The organism is Rahnella sp. PAMC25559, from assembly GCF_050632365.1.
Lineage (GTDB): Bacteria > Pseudomonadota > Gammaproteobacteria > Enterobacterales > Enterobacteriaceae > Rahnella > Rahnella rivi.
In genome coordinates this window covers 1100015-1121825 of record NZ_CP192543.1, presented here as the reverse complement: position 1 = coordinate 1121825, position 21811 = coordinate 1100015, and the positions used below count along the sequence as shown (strand labels likewise).

16 protein-coding genes, 1 tRNA gene and 2 rRNA genes are annotated in these 21811 nt (G+C 53.3%); 3 read left to right on the top strand and 16 right to left on the bottom strand.

What is annotated here, in order from left to right; all coding sequences use genetic code 11:
- Window positions 1-81: 81 nt before the first annotated feature.
- The 7 genes from ACQZQY_RS06540 to pepQ all read right to left on the bottom strand — a co-directional run bounded on the left by ACQZQY_RS06540 (window position 82) and on the right by pepQ (window position 9386).
- A 23S ribosomal RNA gene (locus ACQZQY_RS06540) occupies window positions 82-2990 on the bottom strand.
- A 224-nt stretch (window positions 2991-3214) separates the two neighbouring features.
- Window positions 3215-3290: transfer RNA gene (locus ACQZQY_RS06535), tRNA-Glu, on the bottom strand.
- Window positions 3291-3432: 142 nt separating this feature from the next.
- Window positions 3433-4975, bottom strand: a 16S ribosomal RNA gene (locus ACQZQY_RS06530).
- The 16S and 23S rRNA genes sit together here with 1 tRNA gene alongside, the layout of an rRNA operon.
- Window positions 4976-5393: 418 nt before the next feature.
- Window positions 5394-5933, bottom strand: coding sequence for a menaquinone-dependent protoporphyrinogen IX dehydrogenase (gene hemG, locus ACQZQY_RS06525; RefSeq protein WP_056772043.1), 540 nt, complete (start codon window positions 5931-5933; stop codon window positions 5394-5396).
- 21 nt (window positions 5934-5954) lie between these two features.
- On the bottom strand, window positions 5955-7406 hold the full coding sequence (trkH, locus tag ACQZQY_RS06520) for a Trk system potassium transporter TrkH (protein WP_056772045.1): 1452 nt from the start codon (window positions 7404-7406) through the stop codon (window positions 5955-5957).
- Window positions 7407-7443: 37 nt separating this feature from the next.
- A complete protein-coding gene (locus tag ACQZQY_RS06515) occupies window positions 7444-8055 on the bottom strand; it encodes an IMPACT family protein (RefSeq protein ID WP_122096563.1) in 612 nt (203 codons plus the stop codon).
- On the bottom strand, window positions 8055-9386 hold the full coding sequence (gene pepQ / locus ACQZQY_RS06510; RefSeq protein WP_056772049.1) for a Xaa-Pro dipeptidase: 1332 nt from the start codon (window positions 9384-9386) through the stop codon (window positions 8055-8057). Before pepQ ends, ACQZQY_RS06515 begins: the two co-directional genes overlap by 1 nt.
- Window positions 9387-9575: 189 nt before the next feature.
- Here pepQ and fadB point away from each other — a divergent pair, with 189 nt between their 5' ends.
- Together fadB and fadA are read left to right on the top strand one after the other, a co-directional pair.
- Window positions 9576-11768 (top strand): fatty acid oxidation complex subunit alpha FadB, encoded by a 2193-nt coding sequence (fadB, locus tag ACQZQY_RS06505; RefSeq protein ID WP_431296808.1) that lies wholly within the window; start codon window positions 9576-9578, stop codon window positions 11766-11768.
- Between the two features lie 11 nt (window positions 11769-11779).
- Window positions 11780-12943: an acetyl-CoA C-acyltransferase FadA gene (gene fadA, locus ACQZQY_RS06500; RefSeq protein ID WP_056772057.1), complete on the top strand. Its 1164-nt coding sequence runs from the start codon at window positions 11780-11782 to the stop codon at window positions 12941-12943.
- 126 nt (window positions 12944-13069) lie between these two features.
- On the opposite strand, the gene fre is transcribed toward fadA, so the two are convergent.
- The 3 genes from fre to pepE form a co-directional block, all read right to left on the bottom strand.
- Window positions 13070-13771, bottom strand: coding sequence for an NAD(P)H-flavin reductase (gene fre / locus ACQZQY_RS06495; RefSeq protein ID WP_056772058.1), 702 nt, complete (start codon window positions 13769-13771; stop codon window positions 13070-13072).
- 48 nt (window positions 13772-13819) lie between these two features.
- Window positions 13820-15310: a 4-hydroxy-3-polyprenylbenzoate decarboxylase gene (gene ubiD / locus ACQZQY_RS06490; protein ID WP_056772062.1), complete on the bottom strand. Its 1491-nt coding sequence runs from the start codon at window positions 15308-15310 to the stop codon at window positions 13820-13822.
- 167 nt (window positions 15311-15477) lie between these two features.
- Window positions 15478-16203, bottom strand: coding sequence for a dipeptidase PepE (gene pepE, locus ACQZQY_RS06485; RefSeq protein ID WP_431296807.1), 726 nt, complete (start codon window positions 16201-16203; stop codon window positions 15478-15480).
- Window positions 16204-16377: 174 nt separating this feature from the next.
- Between pepE and rfaH the strand changes: the two genes are divergently transcribed.
- On the top strand, window positions 16378-16866 hold the full coding sequence (gene rfaH, locus ACQZQY_RS06480; protein WP_431297161.1) for a transcription/translation regulatory transformer protein RfaH: 489 nt from the start codon (window positions 16378-16380) through the stop codon (window positions 16864-16866).
- A 66-nt stretch (window positions 16867-16932) separates the two neighbouring features.
- Here the strand turns inward: rfaH and tatD are convergent, their stop codons facing one another.
- The 6 genes from tatD to ubiJ all read right to left on the bottom strand — a co-directional run bounded on the left by tatD (window position 16933) and on the right by ubiJ (window position 21804).
- Complete coding sequence (tatD, locus tag ACQZQY_RS06475) at window positions 16933-17721, bottom strand: 3'-5' ssDNA/RNA exonuclease TatD (protein ID WP_414070144.1); 789 nt, start codon at window positions 17719-17721, stop codon at window positions 16933-16935.
- Between the two features lie 68 nt (window positions 17722-17789).
- Window positions 17790-18557 (bottom strand): Sec-independent protein translocase subunit TatC, encoded by a 768-nt coding sequence (tatC, locus tag ACQZQY_RS06470; protein WP_056772070.1) that lies wholly within the window; start codon window positions 18555-18557, stop codon window positions 17790-17792.
- A 2-nt stretch (window positions 18558-18559) separates the two neighbouring features.
- The gene (gene tatB, locus ACQZQY_RS06465; protein WP_136374944.1) at window positions 18560-19222 is read right to left on the bottom strand and encodes a Sec-independent protein translocase protein TatB; all 663 of its coding nucleotides are present in this window, start codon (window positions 19220-19222) and stop codon (window positions 18560-18562) included.
- Between the two features lie 3 nt (window positions 19223-19225).
- On the bottom strand, window positions 19226-19495 hold the full coding sequence (tatA, locus tag ACQZQY_RS06460) for a twin-arginine translocase TatA/TatE family subunit (RefSeq protein ID WP_056772075.1): 270 nt from the start codon (window positions 19493-19495) through the stop codon (window positions 19226-19228).
- Window positions 19496-19567: 72 nt separating this feature from the next.
- Window positions 19568-21199: a ubiquinone biosynthesis regulatory protein kinase UbiB gene (gene ubiB / locus ACQZQY_RS06455; protein WP_056772077.1), complete on the bottom strand. Its 1632-nt coding sequence runs from the start codon at window positions 21197-21199 to the stop codon at window positions 19568-19570.
- Window positions 21196-21804, bottom strand: a complete 609-nt coding sequence (ubiJ, locus tag ACQZQY_RS06450) for a ubiquinone biosynthesis protein UbiJ (protein WP_431297160.1) — start codon at window positions 21802-21804, stop codon at window positions 21196-21198. Before ubiJ ends, ubiB begins: the two co-directional genes overlap by 4 nt.
- Between the last annotated feature and the right edge of the window lie 7 nt (window positions 21805-21811).

Sequence of the window (21811 nt, the reverse complement as noted above, 5' to 3'; positions counted from 1 at the left end):
AGGCTTGCACTACGAACCAATCTCGGAACATTCAGCTGAAAATCTACTTCAGAGCCACTCTAAAAACACCTTTGGTGTTGTAAGGTTAAGCCTCTCGGGTCATTAGTACTGGTTAGCTCAATGCATCGCTGCACTTACACACCCAGCCTATCAACGTCTTAGTCTTAAACGTCCCTTCAGGTGGCTTAAAGCCACAGGGAAGACTCATCTCGAGGCAAGTTTCGCGCTTAGATGCTTTCAGCGCTTATCTTTTCCGCATTTAGCTACCGGGCAATGCCATTGGCATGACAACCCGAACACCAGTGATGCGTCCACTCCGGTCCTCTCGTACTAGGAGCAGCCCCTCTCAATCTTCCAACGCCCACGGCAGATAGGGACCGAACTGTCTCACGACGTTCTAAACCCAGCTCGCGTACCACTTTAAACGGCGAACAGCCGTACCCTTGGGACCTACTTCAGCCCCAGGATGTGATGAGCCGACATCGAGGTGCCAAACACCGCCGTCGATATGAACTCTTGGGCGGTATCAGCCTGTTATCCCCGGAGTACCTTTTATCCGTTGAGCGATGGCCCTTCCATTCAGAACCACCGGATCACTATGACCTACTTTCGTACCTGCTCGAGCCGTCACTCTCGCAGTCAAGCTAGCTTATGCCATTGCACTAACCTCACGATGTCCGACCGTGATTAGCTAACCTTCGTGCTCCTCCGTTACTCTTTAGGAGGAGACCGCCCCAGTCAAACTACCCACCAGACACTGTCCTCACCCCGGATCACGGGGCCGAGTTAGAACATCAAACATTAAAGGGTGGTATTTCAAGGTTGGCTCCACGCAGACTGGCGTCCACGCTTCAAAGCCTCCCACCTATCCTACACATCAAGGCTCAATGTTCAGTGTCAAGCTATAGTAAAGGTTCACGGGGTCTTTCCGTCTTGCCGCGGGTACACTGCATCTTCACAGCGAGTTCAATTTCACTGAGTCTCGGGTGGAGACAGCCTGGCCATCATTACGCCATTCGTGCAGGTCGGAACTTACCCGACAAGGAATTTCGCTACCTTAGGACCGTTATAGTTACGGCCGCCGTTTACCGGGGCTTCGATCAAGAGCTTCGCATTGCTGCTAACCCCATCAATTAACCTTCCGGCACCGGGCAGGCGTCACACCGTATACGTCCACTTTCGTGTTTGCACAGTGCTGTGTTTTTATTAAACAGTTGCAGCCAGCTGGTATCTGCGACTGGCTTCAGCTCCGGGAGCAAGTCCCTTCACCTACGCGCCAGCGTGCCTTCTCCCGAAGTTACGGCACCATTTTGCCTAGTTCCTTCACCCGAGTTCTCTCAAGCGCCTGAGTATTCTCTACCTGACCACCTGTGTCGGTTTGGGGTACGATTTCGTGTTACCTGGAGCTTAGAGGCTTTTCCTGGAAGCATGGCATCAACTACTTCACCACCGTAGTGGCTCGTTATCACGCCTCAGGGTTAATATGTAACCGGATTTACCAAGTCACACCCCCTACACGCTTGAACCGGGACAACCGTCGCCCGGCTAGCCTAGCCTTCTCCGTCCCCCCTTCGCAGTAACACCAAGTGCTGGAATATTAACCAGCTTCCCATCGACTACGCTTTTCAGCCTCGCCTTAGGGGTCGACTCACCCTGCCCCGATTAACGTTGGACAGGAACCCTTGGTCTTCCGGCGTGCGGGTTTTTCACCCGCATTATCGTTACTTATGTCAGCATTCGCACTTCTGATACCTCCAGCAACCCTCACAGGTCACCTTCGACGGCTTACAGAACGCTCCCCTACCCAACAACGCCTAAGCGTCGCTGCCGCAGCTTCGGTGCATGGTTTAGCCCCGTTACATCTTCCGCGCAGGCCGACTCGACCAGTGAGCTATTACGCTTTCTTTAAATGATGGCTGCTTCTAAGCCAACATCCTGGCTGTCTATGCCTTCCCACATCGTTTCCCACTTAACCATGACTTTGGGACCTTAGCTGGCGGTCTGGGTTGTTTCCCTCTTCACGACGGACGTTAGCACCCGCCGTGTGTCTCCCGTGATAACATTCTTCGGTATTCGTAGTTTGCATCGAGTTGGTAAGCCGGGATGGCCCCCTAGTCGAAACAGTGCTCTACCCCCGAAGATGAGTTCACGAGGCGCTACCTAAATAGCTTTCGGGGAGAACCAGCTATCTCCCGGTTTGATTGGCCTTTCACCCCCAGCCACAAGTCATCCGCTAATTTTTCAACATTAGTCGGTTCGGTCCTCCAGTTAGTGTTACCCAACCTTCAACCTGCCCATGGCTAGATCACCGGGTTTCGGGTCTATACCTTGCAACTTGACGCCCAGTTAAGACTCGGTTTCCCTACGGCTCCCCTATACGGTTAACCTTGCTACAAAATATAAGTCGCTGACCCATTATACAAAAGGTACGCAGTCACCCAACAAAGTAGGCTCCCACTGCTTGTACGTACACGGTTTCAGGTTCTATTTCACTCCCCTCGCCGGGGTTCTTTTCGCCTTTCCCTCACGGTACTGGTTCACTATCGGTCAGTCAGGAGTATTTAGCCTTGGAGGATGGTCCCCCCATATTCAGACAGGATGTCACGTGTCCCGCCCTACTCATCGAACTCACAATGTATGCATTTTTGTGTACGGGACTATCACCCTATACTGTGCGACTTTCCAGACGCTTCCACTAACACATACGCTGATGTTGGTTCTGGGCTCTTCCCCGTTCGCTCGCCGCTACTGGGGGAATCTCGGTTGATTTCTTTTCCTCGGGGTACTTAGATGTTTCAGTTCCCCCGGTTCGCCTTGCATGGCTATGTATTCACCATGCAATAGTGTGTCGAAACACACTGGGTTTCCCCATTCGGGTATCGTCGGTTATAACGGTTCATATCACCTTACCGACGCTTTTCGCAGATTAGCACGCCCTTCATCGCCTCTGACTGCCTAGGCATCCACCGTGTACGCTTAGTCGCTTAACCTCACAACCCGAAGGTGTCTTAAAAGACAACGTCGCGCTGCGATTATTTGAGAGACTCTGTTACAGACTAATCCACCACTCAGTACTTCTACGGAGAGTGATGTTCAGCTGTAAACTTTCAATTTTCAGCTTGTTCCAGATTGTTAAAGAGCAATATCTTAAACACGACTCGTTAAAGTCATCTTTAAGATATTCGGTGATAATGTCTTTCACACATTATCGGAGTGGCGTCCCCAAGGGGATTCGAACCCCTGTTACAGCCGTGAAAGGGCAGTGTCCTAGGCCTCTAGACGATGGGGACACGAAAAATCCGCACCAGACCACACCGTGGTTTGGCACTTTTCGCATCAGCGTAAGGTTGCCCTTACCGCATCAACAGGTGCTCTTGCTCATTAATTTCATCAGACAATCTGTGTGGACACTGCACAATGCGTATCTTTAGGTAAGGAGGTGATCCAACCGCAGGTTCCCCTACGGTTACCTTGTTACGACTTCACCCCAGTCATGAATCACAAAGTGGTAAGCGCCCTCCCGAAGGTTAAGCTACCTACTTCTTTTGCAACCCACTCCCATGGTGTGACGGGCGGTGTGTACAAGGCCCGGGAACGTATTCACCGTAGCATTCTGATCTACGATTACTAGCGATTCCGACTTCATGGAGTCGAGTTGCAGACTCCAATCCGGACTACGACATACTTTATGAGGTCCGCTTGCTCTCGCGAGTTTGCTTCTCTTTGTATATGCCATTGTAGCACGTGTGTAGCCCTACTCGTAAGGGCCATGATGACTTGACGTCATCCCCACCTTCCTCCGGTTTATCACCGGCAGTCTCCTTTGAGTTCCCGACATTACTCGCTGGCAACAAAGGATAAGGGTTGCGCTCGTTGCGGGACTTAACCCAACATTTCACAACACGAGCTGACGACAGCCATGCAGCACCTGTCTCAGAGTTCCCGAAGGCACTAAGCTATCTCTAGCGAATTCTCTGGATGTCAAGAGTAGGTAAGGTTCTTCGCGTTGCATCGAATTAAACCACATGCTCCACCGCTTGTGCGGGCCCCCGTCAATTCATTTGAGTTTTAACCTTGCGGCCGTACTCCCCAGGCGGTCGACTTAACGCGTTAGCTCCGGAAGCCACGCCTCAAGGGCACAACCTCCAAGTCGACATCGTTTACAGCGTGGACTACCAGGGTATCTAATCCTGTTTGCTCCCCACGCTTTCGCACCTGAGCGTCAGTCTTTGTCCAGGGGGCCGCCTTCGCCACCGGTATTCCTCCAGATCTCTACGCATTTCACCGCTACACCTGGAATTCTACCCCCCTCTACAAGACTCTAGCTTGCCAGTTTCAAATGCAGTTCCCAAGTTAAGCTCGGGGATTTCACATCTGACTTAACAAACCGCCTGCGTGCGCTTTACGCCCAGTAATTCCGATTAACGCTTGCACCCTCCGTATTACCGCGGCTGCTGGCACGGAGTTAGCCGGTGCTTCTTCTGCGAGTAACGTCAATGCTCAGTGCTATTAACACTGAACCCTTCCTCCTCGCTGAAAGTGCTTTACAACCCTAAGGCCTTCTTCACACACGCGGCATGGCTGCATCAGGCTTGCGCCCATTGTGCAATATTCCCCACTGCTGCCTCCCGTAGGAGTCTGGACCGTGTCTCAGTTCCAGTGTGGCTGGTCATCCTCTCAGACCAGCTAGGGATCGTCGCCTAGGTGAGCCATTACCCCACCTACTAGCTAATCCCATCTGGGCACATCCGATGGCGTGAGGCCCGAAGGTCCCCCACTTTGCTCTTGCGAGGTCATGCGGTATTAGCTACCGTTTCCAGTAGTTATCCCCCTCCATCAGGCAGTTTCCCAGACATTACTCACCCGTCCGCCGCTCGTCACCCAGAGAGCAAGCTCTCCTGTGCTACCGCTCGACTTGCATGTGTTAGGCCTGCCGCCAGCGTTCAATCTGAGCCATGATCAAACTCTTCAATTAAAAGTTCGATTTGCTTAAACAAGTTAAGCGGTGCTCAAAAATTAACTTTCGTAATAATTCAACTAAATGAATTACTGCTTGGTCACTCTTTAAGACTTGATATTTTTTGCCACCGAGGTGGCTGATATCGTCTTGTGAGTGCCCACACAGATTGTCTGATAAATTGTTAAAGAGCATGCCGCGGTTCGCAAGGAATCTTATGCGGCGCGGGAGGCGTATATTACGTTTTCCCGCTGAAGAGTCAAGAGATTATTCATTCGAACTTTCATCTTTTTCTCTTCCTGTCCGAGCGACTTCTCAGTCGTTGTTCCCGGTCAGTGGAGGCGCATTATAGGGAGTTCTCAGAAGGCCGCAACCCCTAAATTCAAAAAACTTTCTGAGTGCTTTTTTTTTGGCCTAAACGTTGATAAAGACCGCATTACAGCGATTTTTTATACGATATTTGCCCAAAATCCTCAGCGAATTTGGCAACCTGCTGCCAGTCGGTGTACTCCACTTCTTTACGGGTATCCGTTTCCCCACCGGTCATACGCATAATAAGTTGGATCATGACCTTATCGAACCAGCGATATCGTGGATAACGTAATGCTCCGGCGAAAACGCCACAAATTGCCGGTTCCCACGGAGAGGCCAGCAGAAACTTACGCACATAGGCATTGGTCTGCGGGCTGCGCTTCTCAGGCTTACGGGCGGTGAGATTCACGCCAAAGAATGCAGACGGCATTTGATTCAAGGTGTCGGCATGTTTTTTAACGAATTTATCCAGCACCGGATTGAAGTGGCCGTAACGTATAGAAGCGCCAATCATCACCTGGTCGTAGCTTTTCAAATCCACATGCTCAGCGTGTGCCAGATCGATGACATCACAGTTGCACTTCTCTTTAAGCACACTGGCTATATAAGAAGAGATGGCATGGGTCTGCCCGTCACGACTTGAGTAAAGTATCAACGCTTTCATTCTTGTTTCCCTTTCATAAACTTATTCGCGCCAGAACGTCGGCGTGAACAGGACTAATAGTGTGAAGACCTCGAGACGGCCAAACAACATGGTGACGATCAGGATCCACTTCGCCACAGAGTTCATGGATGCAAAATTATCGGCGACAACGCCCAGACCCGGCCCAAGATTATTGAGCGTGGCCGTGACCGCAGCAAACGCCGAGAAGTTATCGACCCCCGTCGCGACAATCGCCAGCATGCTGACTATAAATACCAGCGCGTAAGCGGAAAAGAATCCCCACACGGCTTCGATGATGCGTTCAGGCAGTGCACGGTTACCCAGCTTGATGGTGTAAACCGCATTGGGGTGGACCAACCTTTTCAGCTCGCGCGTCCCCTGTAAGTAAAGCAGCAGGATACGGATAACCTTCAGACCGCCACCGGTTGAACCAGCACAACCTCCGATAAACGCAGAGCACAATAATAGAAGAGGCAAAAACAGCGGCCATTTCGAAATACTGTCGGTGGTGTACCCCGCCGTGGTTGCCATGGAAACCACCTGGAAGAAGGCCTGATTAATGGTTTCCAGACCTGAGCCGTAAACATTGTGGATCCACAGAACCAGCGTACAGATGACCACCAGCGTAAATTGCACCCCGATGAACATCCGGAATTCCGGGTCACGCCAGTACACTTTGAGATTACGTCCGCTGAGTACCGCAAAATGCAGGCCGTAGTTACAACCGGATATCAGCAGGAACACAGCGATAATGCTGTTGATGGTGCCGCTGTGAAAATATCCAATACTGGCGTCATGGGTTGAAAAGCCGCCGATAGCGATCGTCGAGAAGCTATGCCCGATAGCATCAAACGCGGACATCCCTGCGCCCCACAGCGATAATGCACAGGCAATGGTCAGGAGTACGTAAATCAGCCAAAGGGTTTTCGCCGTTTCAGCAATACGTGGCCGCATCTTGTTATCTTTCAGCGGTCCCGGCATTTCAGCACGGTACAGCTGCATCCCGCCGACGCCCAATATCGGCAGAATCGCCACCGCGAGGACAATGATCCCCATACCGCCAAACCATTGCAGCATCTGTCGGTAGAACAAAATGGCTTTGGGTAATGAGTCCAGCCCCACCAGCGTGGTCGCGCCCGTCGTCGTCAGCCCAGAGAAGGATTCAAAGAAAGCGTCGGTCAGCGACAGATTCGGCCGCTCGGAAAACAGAAAGGGCAATGCCCCGACGCTGCCCAGCACCGTCCAGAACAGCACCACGATCAGGAAACCTTCGCGCGGCTTCAGCTCACTTTTCTGCTTTCGGTTGGGAAGCCAGAGGAATAAACCAATCGTCAGGGCGACAAAAAACGTCTGGCTGAACGCACGTCCTGCGCCGTCGCGGTAAATCAGGGCGACCAGGCCGGGAATAATCATCGTTCCGGAGAACAGGATGACGAGCACCCCGACGATGCGTGTTATGGCACGAAAATGCATGCTGGTGCGTTCCTCAGCGAATTAACCATAGAAAAAATTATGAAACCGGACGCAGAATGAGCGTGCCACGGCTGATATCGAATAAGTGACTGACGGTTGCTGTTGCCTCTGCAGCAGGCAGCGCCAGAACGAGATCGACAGCAGCGCCATACTCACTGCGTAAGATATGTCCGCCGACTTGCGAGAGCAGCGTTTCCACCAGCTGTAACTGGCTGTAATCACACTGCACCGCGTATTCTGCCAGCGGAACTTTTTGTTGCACGGTAAGTTGTTTTAAAGCTTGCTGAACGCCGCCGCCATAGGCTTTCACCAGCCCGCCGGTGCCCAGCATAATACCGCCATAATAGCGCACGACGACGGCGGTGATCTCACCGACACCGCTTCCCATCAGTTGGCTGAGGATCGGTTTACCCGCTGTACCTGCAGGTTCGCCGTCATCAGAAAATCCCAGTTGCTGAGAATCATCCGGCGCGCCAGCCACAAACGCCCAGCAATGATGACGCGCTGCCGGATGCTGATGGCGGATATCCTGAATAAATGCTTTGGCCGCTTCAACGCCCTCTGTTCGTGCCAGTAAGGTAATGAAGCGGCTTTTCTTTATTTCCTCGCTGAAACTGACTGACTCAGCGGGAACCCGATACGGCTGCATCAGGCCAGCTTCAGGTCACGGGTCATGTTTTCGATGCGATTATCGTGGATAACAATGTTGTCCTCGATACGGATCCCGCCAAAAGGCTTCAGCGCTTCAATGCGATCCCAGGCGAAGTGCTTACTGAATTGCCCCTCGCGCAACGGTGCCAGCAGCGAATCGATGAAATACAGACCCGGTTCAATGGTCAGCACCATACCCGGCTCAATCACACGGGTACAACGCAGGAAAGGATATTGCGAAGGGGCGGCCTGATGGGTGCCCTTATCATCCTGCATGAAACCGGCAACGTCGTGCACCTGTAACCCCAGCGGATGCCCAAGACCATGTGGCAGGAAAGGCCCGGTCAGGTTCTGTTCCACCATGGCGTCTTCGCTGATATCAACCACCAGCTTGTGCGCTTTCAGCAATTTGGCGATACGGTGATGCATCTGAACATGATAGTCGGTGTAGCGCACACCGGCCTTGATCGTGTCAATTAAAGCCAGTTCCTCCGTATTGAGGTCTTTCACCAGTGCGGCGAAATCGCTGTCCGGCTTCCCTGCGTAGGTACGGGTCAGATCAGCGGCGTAACCGTTGTATTCCGCACCGGCATCCAGCAGGAAGCTGCGCATGTCGGCAGGCGGCTGGTTATCAAGCGTGGTGTAGTGAAGTACCGACGCATGTTCATTGAGCGCAACAATATTGTCGTACGGCACATCGGTATCACGGTGGCCGGTGGCGGTGAGATACGCCAGGTTGATGTCGAACTCGCTCATGCCGGAAAGGAACGCTTCTTTCGCCGCACGATGCCCGCTGACCGCCACCTTCTGCGCTTCACGCATACAGGCCAGTTCATAGCCGGTTTTATACGAGCGATGATAATGCAGGAAATCCAGCACCGCTTTCGGGTTCACGTTGGCAGCAGGCACGCCCAGGCTGATAGCACGATCCTGGCTCGAACCGATGTAACCCACGCGCTTAAGATCCACCGGCAACTGGCCTTTAATCTCGTCGGCATTGGCCAGCGGCGTAATCGCGATTTCTTTGGTCCAGAATGACTCAGGCAGCGGCTCGTGGCTGTGCCAGTAGTCAACCGGCGAATAGAACCACAACTTAGGCGCATTCACGCCATCCACCCATAACCAGCAATTTGGCACTTTGGTGACCGGCACCCAGGCTTTGAATTGCGGGTTCACTTTGAACGGATAACTGTGATCATCAAGGAAGGTCGTTATCAGTTCACCGGAGTGAATCAGTAACGCATCAAGCTGAGAACGTTGCAGAATTTCGCGGGCACGCGACTGCAACGTGGCGATATGTTCTTTATAAAGCGTAGTAAGCGATTCCATCCAACTGTCCTTATTTCACCGGAAAGACGATGCAGCATCTTACCACAGCCTTACGGCTGCCATAGTCCCGGAAGGTTTGTGATCTTGCCTGCAAATAAAACACATCTCATTTGCAAATTATTAACATAATAACCACACTCGAAAGCATCTGGTCATACCAGATCATCACAGATGATTCAGGAGAGACACATGCTTTACCAAGGCGAAACATTACACCTGCACTGGCTCGACGACGGGATCGCCGAGCTGGTCTTCGATGCTCCGGGCTCCGTAAACAAGCTCGATACCCAAACGGTTGCCAGCCTGGGCGAGGCGATCGCAGTGCTCGAGAAACAGCCGGGCCTGAAAGGTTTACTGCTGAGCTCAGCAAAACCGGCATTTATTGTCGGGGCAGATATCACCGAATTTTTATCCCTGTTCAACGCGCCCGCCGAGAAACTGCATGAGTGGCTGAATTTCGCCAACAGCATTTTTAACCGGCTGGAAGATTTACCGGTACCCACACTTTCCGCCATCAGCGGATATGCCCTGGGCGGCGGCTGTGAATGCGTGCTGGCGACGGATTTTCGTATCAGTACCGCCGATGCGCGCATTGGCTTGCCGGAAACCAGCTTAGGGATCATGCCGGGTTTTGGCGGTTCCGTGCGTCTGCCGCGCCTGATTGGCACTGACAGCGCACTGGAAATTATCGCCGCCGGTAAAAATATCAGCGGGAAAGAAGCCCTGAAAATCGGGCTGGTGGATGCGGTGGTCGACGCCGACACACTGCGCAACGCCGGGATCACCATGCTAAAAAATGCCGTGGCCGGCAAACTGGAATGGCAAAGCCGTCGCGAACCCAAACGTCTGCCGCTGAAACTCAGCCAGATTGAAGCGACGATGAGTTTCAGTGTCGCCAAAAGCATGGTCATGCAGAACGCGGGGAAACATTACCCTGCGCCGATGACCGCGGTGAAAACCATTGAAGCCGCCGCACGCCTGGGCCGTGACGATGCGCTGAAACTGGAAACAGCCAGTTTTGTTCCCCTCGCGCAATCTAAAGAAGCCCGTGCGCTGGTCAGCATTTTCCTCAACGATCAGTTCGTCAAAGCGAAAGCCAAAAAACTGGCGCACGGCAGCGAAAAACCAAAGCAGGCTGCGGTGCTGGGAGCGGGCATTATGGGTGGCGGGATTGCGTATCAGTCTGCCCTGAAAGGCGTACCGGTTGTGATGAAAGACATCAGCGACCAGTCCCTGACGCTCGGCATGAACGAAGCGGCCAAGTTGCTGAACAAACAGCTGGAGCGCGGCAAACTCGACGGTCTGAAAATGGCCAACGTGCTGTCGACCATTCATCCGACGCTGGATTACAGCGGAATCGAACGCGCCAGCGTCGTAGTCGAAGCCGTCGTGGAGAACCCGAAAGTGAAAGCGGCGGTGCTGGCGGAAGCGGAATCGCTGCTCGACGCCGATACCGTACTGGCTTCCAACACCTCAACCATTCCGATCGACCAGCTGGCTTCTTCACTGAAACGCCCGGAAAACTTCTGCGGCATGCACTTCTTCAATCCGGTGCATCGTATGCCGCTGGTTGAAATTGTGCGTGGCGCGAAAACCTCAGACAAAACCCTTTCACGCATTGTCTCTTACGCGCTGGCAATGGGTAAAACGCCGATCGTGGTGAACGACTGCCCGGGCTTCTTCGTCAACCGCGTGCTGTTCCCGTATTTCTCCGGTTTCAGTTTACTGCTGCGTGACGGGGCCGATTTCCGCCAGATCGACAAAGTGATGGAAAAACAGTTCGGCTGGCCGATGGGCCCGGCATATCTGCTGGACGTCGTGGGCATCGACACCGCGCATCACGCGCAGGCCGTTATGGCAGCCGGATTCCCGCAGCGTATGGCGCGAAACTACCGTGACGCCATCGACGTGCTGTTCGATAACCGCCGTTTCGGCCAGAAAAATCAGCTGGGCTTCTACCGCTACAGTGAAGACAGCAAAGGCAAGCCGCGTAAAGACGTCGACGAACAGGCTGTCAGCCTGCTGGCCGATAATCTGAAACCGGCACATGCAGAATTCTCACCGCAGGACATCATTGCCCGCATGATGATCCCGATGATTAACGAAGTGGTGCGCTGCTTCGAAGAAGGCATTATTGCCAGCCCGGCCGAAGCCGATATGGCGCTGGTATACGGCATCGGTTTCCCTCCGTTCCACGGCGGCCCGTTCCGTTATCTGGACACGCTTGGCACGGCTGAGTATCTGAAAATGACCGAACATTACGCACACCTGGGGCCAATGTATCAGGCACCGGACGGGCTTCGCGCCAAAGCGCAAACCAATGAAAGTTACTACCCGGTTGCGGCTGCGCTGGAAAACATCAGCACCGGCAATCAGGCATAAGGACCGAAATCATGGAAAACGTAGTCATTGTTGACGCAGTCCGCACGCCGATGGGCCGTTCAAAGGGCGGCGCATTTCGCCACGTCAGGGCTGAAGATCTCTCCGCGCATCTGATGCGCGCCGTGCTGGCCCGAAATCCGGCGCTGAACGCCAAAGATATTGATGATATTTACTGGGGCTGCGTGCAGCAGACGCTGGAACAAGGCTTCAACATTGCCCGCAATGCGGCGCTGCTGGCGGAAATTCCCCACAGCGTCCCGGCCACCACGGTTAACCGTCTGTGCGGTTCTTCCATGCAGGCACTGCACGACGCCGCCCGCGCCATTATGGTCGGCGACGCACAGGTCAGCCTGATTGGCGGTGTGGAACATATGGGTCACGTACCGATGAATCACGGCGTGGATTTCCATCCGGGGCTGAGCAAAACCGTGGCGAAAGCGGCGGGAATGATGGGGCTGACCGCTGAAATGCTGGCGAAAATGCACCAGATCAGCCGTGAAATGCAGGATGAGTTTGCAGCACGTTCGCATCATCGCGCCCACGCGGCCACGCTCGCCGGACACTTTGCCAATGAAATCGTCCCGACTGAAGGCCATAACGCAGAAGGCGTGCTGACCCGTTATGATTTCGACGAAGTGATCCGCCCGGAAACTACCGTCGCTACGCTGGCAGCGCTGCGTCCGGCGTTTGACCCGGTCAACGGCACCGTCACTGCGGGCACGTCCTCTGCCCTCTCCGACGGCGCATCGGCGATGCTGCTGATGAGTGAATCTCATGCCAAATCTCTGGGCCTGAAAGCTCGCGCGCGAATTCGGGCGATGGCGGTGGTCGGCTGCGATCCGTCGATTATGGGTTACGGCCCGGTCCCGGCGACGCGCCTGGCACTGAAACGCGCCGGACTGAGCGTGCAGGATATCGGCCTGTTCGAACTGAACGAAGCCTTCGCGGCACAAGCCTTACCCTGCGTGAAAGATTTGGGGCTGCTGGAAACCATGGAAGAGCGCGTCAACCTGAACGGCGGCGCGATTGCACTCGGTCATCCGCTTGGCTGCTCCGGTTCACGTATCTCTACGACGCTGCTGAACCTGATGGAACGCCGCGACGTGCAGTTTGGCGTTGCGACCATGTGTATCGGTTTAGGTCAGGGCATCGCGACCGTTTTCGAACGCGTCTGAGTTTTACTCTTTTCTGCATAAACAAAAAGCGGACAGATTGTCCGCTTTTATGAATCTTATCTGCCCGTTTTAGTTGCCGTTTTCCCGCCTGTCAGGGGCGGGCTTTTTCACGACGGTGGCGTCACATCAAATGAAAGAGAACGCATCACCAAACAGTCGATCTTCCAGCGCGCCGCGCTCTGCGACAAAGCGCTCGCGGGCGATTTTTGCCATCTCAAAACGGCCTGCGATATAAATATCGTGCTCCGCCAGCGAGGTAAAATCCTGCAACACCGCGCTCAGAACGGTACCACTTCTGCCCTGCCAGCCGTCTTCAGGCTGTTCCACCACCGGGATCACTTTCAGATTCGGGTGATGAATGCTCAGTGCTTCCAGCTCGCCCAAATCGTACAGATGCTTCAGTTCGCGCCCGCCCCAGTAAATGGAGATATCGCGATGAGGCTGTTGCTCAAGCGCGGTGATCAAAATGGAACGCACATAAGAAAAACCGGTGCCGCCCGCAATCAGCACCAGCGGACGCTGGCCTTCTTCGCGCAACCAGGCATCGCCGTGAGGAATATCCACGGTAATCGCCTGTTCTTTCAGAATGCGATCCATCACCGCCATCGCGTACAGATTCAGTTCGGAGGCGCCGATGTGCAACTCAATCACGTTGTGTTCAGCAGGCGTGGAGGCCAGAGAGAACGGACGCTTATCGCGCTCATCCATCACGACCATCAGATACTGACCCGCGCGGAAAGAAAAAGGCGCTTCCGGCAACAACCGGACCCGATACACCGTATCGGTAATCGCCTCAACGGAGGTCACTTTACAGCTCAAAGTTGTCATGCGTTCCCTCTGTGGGTCATCAAAGCAAAGCGTGGGACAAAGAGTCGATTATTTTTTCGCATCGTCTTTATCATTAAAAATAGCGAGCTCATCCCAGATGGCATCGATACGGGCGGTGACGGCAGGATCCTTCACTATCGGACGCCCCCACTCACGCTGTGTTTCACCCGGCCATTTGTTGGTCGCATCCATCCCCATTTTCGAACCGAGGCCCGATACAGGCGAGGCAAAATCGAGATAATCGATCGGCGTATTTTCGACCAAAACCGTATCCCGTGCGGGATCCATTCTGGTGGTAATCGCCCAAATCACGTCGTTCCAGTCACGGGCATTCACATCGTCATCGCACACAATCACAAACTTGGTGTACATGAACTGACGCAGGAATGACCAGACACCCATCATCACGCGCTTTGCATGACCAGGGTACTGTTTCTTCATGGTAACGACAGCCATACGGTAGGAGCAACCCTCCGGCGGCAGATAAAAATCAACAATTTCCGGGAATTGTTTCTTCAGAATCGGCACAAAGACTTCATTCAGCGCCACGCCCAGTACCGCGGGCTCATCCGGCGGACGGCCGGTATAGGTCGAATGATAGATGGGATCTTTCCGCTGCGTCATATGCGTGATCGTGAAGACCGGGAAGCTGTCTACTTCATTATAGTAGCCGGTATGGTCGCCATACGGGCCTTCCGGCGCCATCTCGCCCGGCTCGATATACCCTTCGAGCACGATTTCCGCACTGGCAGGGACTTCGAGATCGTTGGAAATACACTTCACCACTTCGGTTTTATTACCGCGCAGCAAACCGGCGAACGCGTATTCAGACAACGAATCCGGCACCGGCGTCACCGCGCCCAGAATGGTGGCGGGATCTGCACCCAACGCCACAGAAACCGGGAAACGCTGGCCGGGATTCTTCTGGCACCACTCCTGGAAATCAAGCGCACCGCCGCGATGGGATAACCAGCGCATGATGACTTTGTTTTTCCCGAGAACCTGCTGGCGATAAATGCCCAGATTCTGACGGGGTTTTTCCGGCCCACGGGTGACAGTCAGGCCCCAGGTGATCAACGGTGCGGCATCTTCCGGCCAGCACTGCATCACCGGAATGCGGGTGATATCCACCTCGTCGCCTTCCCAAATCTCCTGCTGACAAGGTGCGGAATGCAGCACTTTCGTCGGCATGTTCAGCACCTGCTTAAACTTCGGCGCCTTATCGTATAAATCGCGCAAACCGCGTGGCGGCTCAGGCTCTTTCAGAAACGCCAGCAACTCACCGACTTCACGTAACGCACTGACGTCCTCTTTGCCCATGCCCATCGCCACACGCTCAGGTGTGCCGAATAAATTACACAGCACCGGCATGTCGTACCCTTTTGGATTTTCAAACAACAACGCCGGGCCGCCCGCACGCAGGGTACGGTCAGCAATTTCGGTCATTTCCAGGTAGGGATCGACAGACTGAGTAATGCGTTTCAGTTGGCCTCTCTTTTCGAGTAACGAGAGGAAGTCACGTAAATCACGGTATTTCATGCTGATTCTGAGTCGCCGGGTTGAAGGAGAGCATTATAGAGCCTCTCCGGGGTTGTTGCTGCCTTTTTGTTATCAGCAGGTAAACGCCGATAATGAAAAACCAGTGTAACCGCCAGAAACCAACGCTGTTGGTCTGACGGTGCGCAAATCGTCTGCCGATGATCCGATCACAAACAGGTAAAGGGTACCCACGCGCTCAACGCCTGGGTGTCATGATATTCCTGAATCTCATGACCATGCCGGAACACTTTGAAGCCCTGATTCCTGGCGCTGAAATAGCTCAGTTCATCGCCGGAAACCTGCAACAAACTGCCTTCACGCAGCGCAATGACCGCCTCAGACGGATTCACCGCGCAAAATTCAGCAATGCGCTCGTCGCGGGTTTCACCCATGTGGCCACTCAGGTGTGCATCGATGTAATGCGGATTGATTTGTACCGGGAACAGGCCAAGAGAAGGCAGCACCACTGAATTGCGGACTGGCATATCATTGGTGGTACGAATACTTGGCGTTGCCACGTTACAACCCGCGCTCCAGCCGATATACGGCACATTGCGTTCACGCACAGCGCGCTGAACAGGGACGATCAGTCCCTTCTCATGCAGCATCTGGTTGAGCATCCAGGTATTGCCGCCACTGACCAAAATACATTGAGCACTGGCAATGGCGTGCGCCGGATTATCTGCGTGATGAATGCTGGTGACATCAATGCCCAGCACATCCGCCAGCGCACCGGCGCGCTCATCATAATCGCTGCGGATCAGTGCGTAGGGGATCAGCACGGCGGAGGTGATCCCGCGGGATTTCAGCACCGCCTGGATACGATCTTTTGCATAGCCCAGTAATTCAGATTCACCGGAAAGCTTACCGTTGCTCAGTAAGAACAGCTCCATGACGCTTCTCCTGACTGTAATAAGAGGAAGATAAAGGGATAAGTGTGCACTTTTCTTCGATAATAAAAGATAACAGACCGACAATCAGCAAACGTCTGCACAGAATCTCACTGCCTGTATCTCAGGGGCAGCTTTTGTTATGCTGCCGGAATCAACGTTTTAATGTGGGAAACTATGGAATCCTGGTACTTACTCTATTGCAAACGCGGCCAGCTGCTCCGCGCCAAAGAACATCTTGAGCGCCAGCAAGTAAACTGCCTGACGCCCATGATCACCCTGGAAAAGATGGTGCGCGGACGCCGCACGCCTGTCAGCGAACCCATGTTCCCGAACTACATGTTCATCGAGTTTGACCCTGAACGGATCCACACGACGACGATCAGCGCAACGCGTGGTGTCAGCCATTTCATCCGCTTCGGGCCAAAACTGGCGACCGTGCAACCTCAGGTGATCAAACAACTGATGGAACCGCCGACGATGGACATTCGCGATCCTGAAACGCCGTATGAAGGCGATATCGTTTTGATCACTGAAGGGATTTTCGAGGGCATCGAGGCCATTTATACCGAGCCTGACGGCGAAGCCCGTTCGCTGCTGATGCTGAATCTGATTAATCAGCCTGTCCGCCAGAGCATAGACAACACGCATTTCCAGAAACTCTGAGCGCATTTTCTCTGTCTGTGTCCTGCAAAAAAGCACCGTTAAACGGTGCTTTTTTATGTGAAACATTCAGCGCGCTGGCAGGGCAAACATTTTGCGCGCGTTATCATCGGTGATATCCGCCAGCCACTGCGGGTCTTCCCCGCGCCACTGCGCGACCTGATGAACAATGTGCGGTAAGAACGCCGGTTCATTGCGTCGGTTCTTCGGTTTGTTTTCCATATCTCTTGGCAATAAATAGGGCGCATCGGTTTCCAGCATTAAGCGCTCAGCCGGGATCAGCGGCAGCATTTCACGCAACTCCAGCCCGCGCCGCTCATCGCAGACCCAGCCCGTAATTCCTATCGACAGGCCGAGAGACAAATACAGTTCAAGTTCATGCCGCGAACCGGTAAAGCAATGAACGACACCGCCCGGTAAATCTGCAAGCCAGGGCTTGAGTAATGCTGCGAAACGTTCCCCGGCATCACGACAATGTAAAAACACCGGTAACTGCAACTCGGATGCCAGCGCAAGCTGTGCGGTAAACGCCGATTCCTGCTGCAAGGCAGGAGAAAAATTGCGATTGAAATCCAGTCCGCATTCACCGATCGCCACAACATTCGCTAATCCGGCCAGCTCACGGATGTCAGCTTCCACCTGCGCATTCCATTCACTGGCCTGATGTGGATGCACACCCGCCGTAGACCAGCAGAAATCAGGGTATTCAGCCGCCATTTTCTGCGCCTCACCACTTTCCTGCGCAGACGTACCTGTGATCAACATACCGCTCAGACCGGCCGCTCGCGCTCTTTCCACCACCTGCGGGCGATCTTTATCAAACTGATTACTGGTGAGGTTTATGCCAATTTCAAACATACTTTGTCCTGAAACAGAAACCGCCCTGCTGGGCGGTTTCTGTTTTATATCGAAATAATCAAAAAGACTTACTCAGCCTGATCCGGATCGTTCTCTTTATCGACATCAGCGCGACGACGTCCACCTACGTAGAAACGGGCAAAGAACACGCCGATTTCAAACAGCAGATACATCGGGATAGCCAGCAGCGTCTGAGAGAAGACATCCGGCGGCGTTAACAACATCCCGACCACAAACGCCCCGACCAGCACATACGGACGTTTCTTTTTCAGGTCTTCCGGTGTCGTCACACCACTCCAGCACAGTAAAACGATGGCAATCGGCACTTCAAATGAGACGCCAAACGCCATGAACAACGCCATCACGAAATCGAGATAGTTGTTGATGTCAGTCGCAATCTGCACGCCAGCCGGTGCGGTTTTCGCAAAAAAAGCAAACGCCAGCGGAAACACTACGAAGTAAGCAAAAGCCACGCCGAGGTAAAATAATGCAGAACTGGAGAACAATAACGGCATCATCAGACGGCGTTCATGCTTGTACAGCGCGGGAGCCACGAATGCCCACACCTGATACAAAATGAACGGCGCGGAAACAAATACCGAGACAATCATGGTCAGCTTGATTGGCGTAAAGAACGGTGATGCTACGTCAGTAGCAATCATGCTCGCACCCAAAGGCATTTGCTCAATCAACGGTGAAGCCACCAGCTGATAGATGTCATTGGCAAAATAAACCAGACATAAAAACACCACTAAAATACAGACAATGGCGTTCAGTAGACGCTTACGCAGCTCAATCAGATGGCTGATAAGCGGTTGAGTATCTTCAACAGCCATGTTTAGCGCTCGCCTGTCGGTTTAGTGAGTGAAACCGGTGTTTCCGGCGCAGAAGGTTCAGCCACCGGTGCGTCAACGGCAACCGGTTTGGTCACGGGCGCAGAGGCAACGGAAGGGTCAGCGACAGGCGATTGTGCCGCCGCTGCCTGCACTTCAGCCTGTGCTGCCGCAGCATGGGCCGTTTTATTGGAAGCCAGTGCCGCATCCACTGCACTCAGTGGCGCAGCAGCCGGTGCTGAGGCCACGTTGTCAGCCGTGGCCGGCGAAATACCGGCATCATGGTGGGCTTCGGCATCATCGATCACAGGATTGTGGATGGTGTTGCCTTCCGCTTTCGCTTCTTCCATCGCTTTATCGGCAGGATTGAGCCCTGAATTGATAGATTGCTTCATGGATTCAGCCGCTTCTTTCAGCTCATCCATGGAGGCTTTGATTTCCGGCGTGAGATTCTTCAGACCCGCCTCTTCGGCTTTCTTCAGGCTATCCTGCAATTCCTGAAGTTTCAGCTCCTGCGACAGCTCGCTTTGTACTGACGCGGCCATCGCCCGAAGCGTACGGATCCAGCCTGCTACTGTTCTGACTGCTACAGGTAAACGCTCCGGCCCGAGAACAACCAGGCCAATCACCAATACCAGCAGCAGTTCACTAAATCCAATATCGAACACGGTTTATACCTGCTCTTTGTTTTGGCTCTTGGTGTCTTCTGCTTTAGCGTCCGGCTTGCCCTCGATAGACCTGGCAGCGAAATCAGCATCAGTTGGCGTAATGTCAGCGTCTTTATTTGCTTTTGACTGGCTATCATCTTCACTCATGGCTTTTTTGAAGCCTTTGATGGAAGCCCCCAGATCAGCACCCAGACCACGCAGTTTCTTAGTACCGAACAGCAGTACCACAATCACAACGAGAATCAGGATCTTAGTAATACTAATACCACCCATTATTTTCACCTCAAATAGGAAGGAACGACATTCATTGCCGTCCGCAAACGGCATTCAATTTTAAAACATGTTTTAGCTGGCGCGTCGCCAGCCAATCAGCCAGGAAACCGCGCCCGCGGTCATCAGGCAAGCCGGATAAATTTCGACGTTGCCTAACAGCAAAAGGGTGCCGCTTAATAACAACGTCGCCCCTATCCCCAAAAGATAACGAGACTGACCCTGACGGGAGTTCTGGTTGTGCATTTGGGAGGAAAGCTTTTCGATGTTGTACTGCAACAGCTTGTGCTGTTGCAGGCTCTGATAAACCAGATCGGGTAATTCAGGCAGTTTCTCAACCCAGAATGGCGCGCGCTCTTTCAGTGCGCGGATCATTGCCGGCAGACCTACCTGATCACGTACCCAGCTTTCCAGGAAAGGTTTCGCCGTTGTCCACAAATCCAGCTGCGGATAAAGCTGACGCCCCAGACCTTCTACATACAACAGTGTTTTTTGCAGCAACACCAGTTGAGGCTGGACTTCCATATTAAAGCGGCGCGCGGTATTAAACAGATTTAACAACACGTTACCGAAGGAAATCTCTGCAAGCGGCTTTTCAAAAATCGGCTCGCATACTGTCCGGATAGCAAATTCAAAGTCTTCAACATTGGTATCGCGCGGAACCCAACCGGAATCAACATGCAGTTCAGCCACTTTGCGATAATCGCGATTGAAGAAAGCGATGAAATTTTCAGCCAGATAGCGCTTATCTTCTTTGTTCAACGAACCAACTATGCCGCAATCGATACCTATGTAGCAAGGATCTTCAGGCGTTTCGTAGCTGACGAAAATGTTACCGGGATGCATGTCAGCATGGAAGAAACTGTCGCGAAAAACCTGGGTAAAGAAGACCTGAACACCACGCTCCGCCAGTAATTTCATGTTGGTGCCCTGTTTTTTCAGCGCCTCAACATCCGAAACAGGAATTCCGTAGATGCGTTCCATCACCATCAGACGCTCGCTGCAGTAGTCCGGATACACTTCCGGCACATACAGCATCGGGCTGCCTTCAAAATTACGACGCAACTGAATGGCATTGGCCGCTTCACGCAGCAGGTTCAGCTCATCAAGCAACGTTTTTTCATATTCGCGAACCACTTCACGTGGACGCAAACGGCGACCATCCGGCAGCAGAAGCGGCACCCAACCGGCAAGGCGCGACATCAGACGGATATCTGCTTTGATGGTCGGTAAAATATCCGGGCGGATCACCTTCAGAACGACAGGTTTACCATTCTCTTTGAGCACCGCGGTATGCACCTGAGCAATCGAGGCGGAAGCCAGCGGCGTCTGGTCAAATTCATCGAACCAGTTTTCCAGCGGGCCGCCCAACGCGGTATCAATTTGCTTACGTGCCAGCGCGCCATCAAATGGAGGAACGTGATCCTGAAGCAGAGCAAGCTGGTCGGCAATATGGGGCGGGAAAAGATCGCGACGTGTAGACATCATCTGGCCGAACTTGATCCAAACCGGGCCTAATTCTTCCAGCGCAAGACGCATACGCTCACCCAGCGGCTTTTCTTTATGACGATTTGGTAACCAGAAAAACAGATAACGGCCCATGCGCAGCGGCAACGTCAAACGGATTTTAGGGATGAGTTCGTCAAGGCCGTAGATGAGAAACATGCGGATAATCAGATATAAACGTCGCATTTCCCTTGGTGTCACGGTTTGCCCTCCAGTTTTTCGATACGTTTCGCCAGTGTATCCAGCTCGCCTGCCAATGCGGAGACTTCATCACTAAACCACACCACTTCCAGCGGACCGGGAGCCATTCTCCACTCTTCAGTCAGCGTCTGCGCGACGTAGTTTTGCTGATGTTTAAGCCCTTTTTGCAGGAAACGCAAACCGCCCTGCACCGCCTGGCTAACGCCCTGAGCAGCAATATCACCGATATAAGGTGCCAGGAATTCCGCTGGTTCCCACTCGGCCATATCCAGCAACGCAACCAGTTGCTGCACCACAGAAATATCGCCTTCGACCACCAGCTCACCACTGCGCATGAGTGGCGATAACTGCTGGCGATCGCGCAGCTTATGCAACACGGAGAGTGTTGAGGTGACGGTGCAATCTGCCACGCCATCCCATTGCCCGAGGACATCAATTTTTTGCTCACTGAAGACAAACGTCAGCGGGGTACTCAGTTCCTGCAATTCAACACGCAGAACTTTACCTGCCAGACGCGTCCGCGCCGCCTTCATGCTGCGATCTCTGAAAAGCAGGTAATTAAGCGGCGTCTCGATAGCGGCAGTCAGTAGCGGCGTTAACAACATCGGCATA

Bases quoted from the DNA above. Each gene is read 5' to 3' on its own strand.
- hemG (WP_056772043.1), bottom strand. From the start codon at position 5,933: ATGAAAGCGTTGATACTTTACTCAAGTCGTGACGGGCAGACCCATGCC.
- trkH (WP_056772045.1), bottom strand. From the start codon at position 7,406: ATGCATTTTCGTGCCATAACACGCATCGTCGGGGTGCTCGTCATCCTG.
- ACQZQY_RS06515 (WP_122096563.1), bottom strand. From the start codon at position 8,055: ATGCAGCCGTATCGGGTTCCCGCTGAGTCAGTCAGTTTCAGCGAGGAA.
- pepQ (WP_056772049.1), bottom strand. From the start codon at position 9,386: ATGGAATCGCTTACTACGCTTTATAAAGAACATATCGCCACGTTGCAG.
- fadB (WP_431296808.1), top strand. From the start codon at position 9,576: ATGCTTTACCAAGGCGAAACATTACACCTGCACTGGCTCGACGACGGG.
- fadA (WP_056772057.1), top strand. From the start codon at position 11,780: ATGGAAAACGTAGTCATTGTTGACGCAGTCCGCACGCCGATGGGCCGT.
- fre (WP_056772058.1), bottom strand. From the start codon at position 13,771: ATGACAACTTTGAGCTGTAAAGTGACCTCCGTTGAGGCGATTACCGAT.
- ubiD (WP_056772062.1), bottom strand. From the start codon at position 15,310: ATGAAATACCGTGATTTACGTGACTTCCTCTCGTTACTCGAAAAGAGA.
- pepE (WP_431296807.1), bottom strand. From the start codon at position 16,203: ATGGAGCTGTTCTTACTGAGCAACGGTAAGCTTTCCGGTGAATCTGAA.
- rfaH (WP_431297161.1), top strand. From the start codon at position 16,378: ATGGAATCCTGGTACTTACTCTATTGCAAACGCGGCCAGCTGCTCCGC.
- tatD (WP_414070144.1), bottom strand. From the start codon at position 17,721: ATGTTTGAAATTGGCATAAACCTCACCAGTAATCAGTTTGATAAAGAT.
- tatC (WP_056772070.1), bottom strand. From the start codon at position 18,557: ATGGCTGTTGAAGATACTCAACCGCTTATCAGCCATCTGATTGAGCTG.
- tatA (WP_056772075.1), bottom strand. From the start codon at position 19,495: ATGGGTGGTATTAGTATTACTAAGATCCTGATTCTCGTTGTGATTGTG.
- ubiJ (WP_431297160.1), bottom strand. From the start codon at position 21,804: ATGTTGTTAACGCCGCTACTGACTGCCGCTATCGAGACGCCGCTTAAT.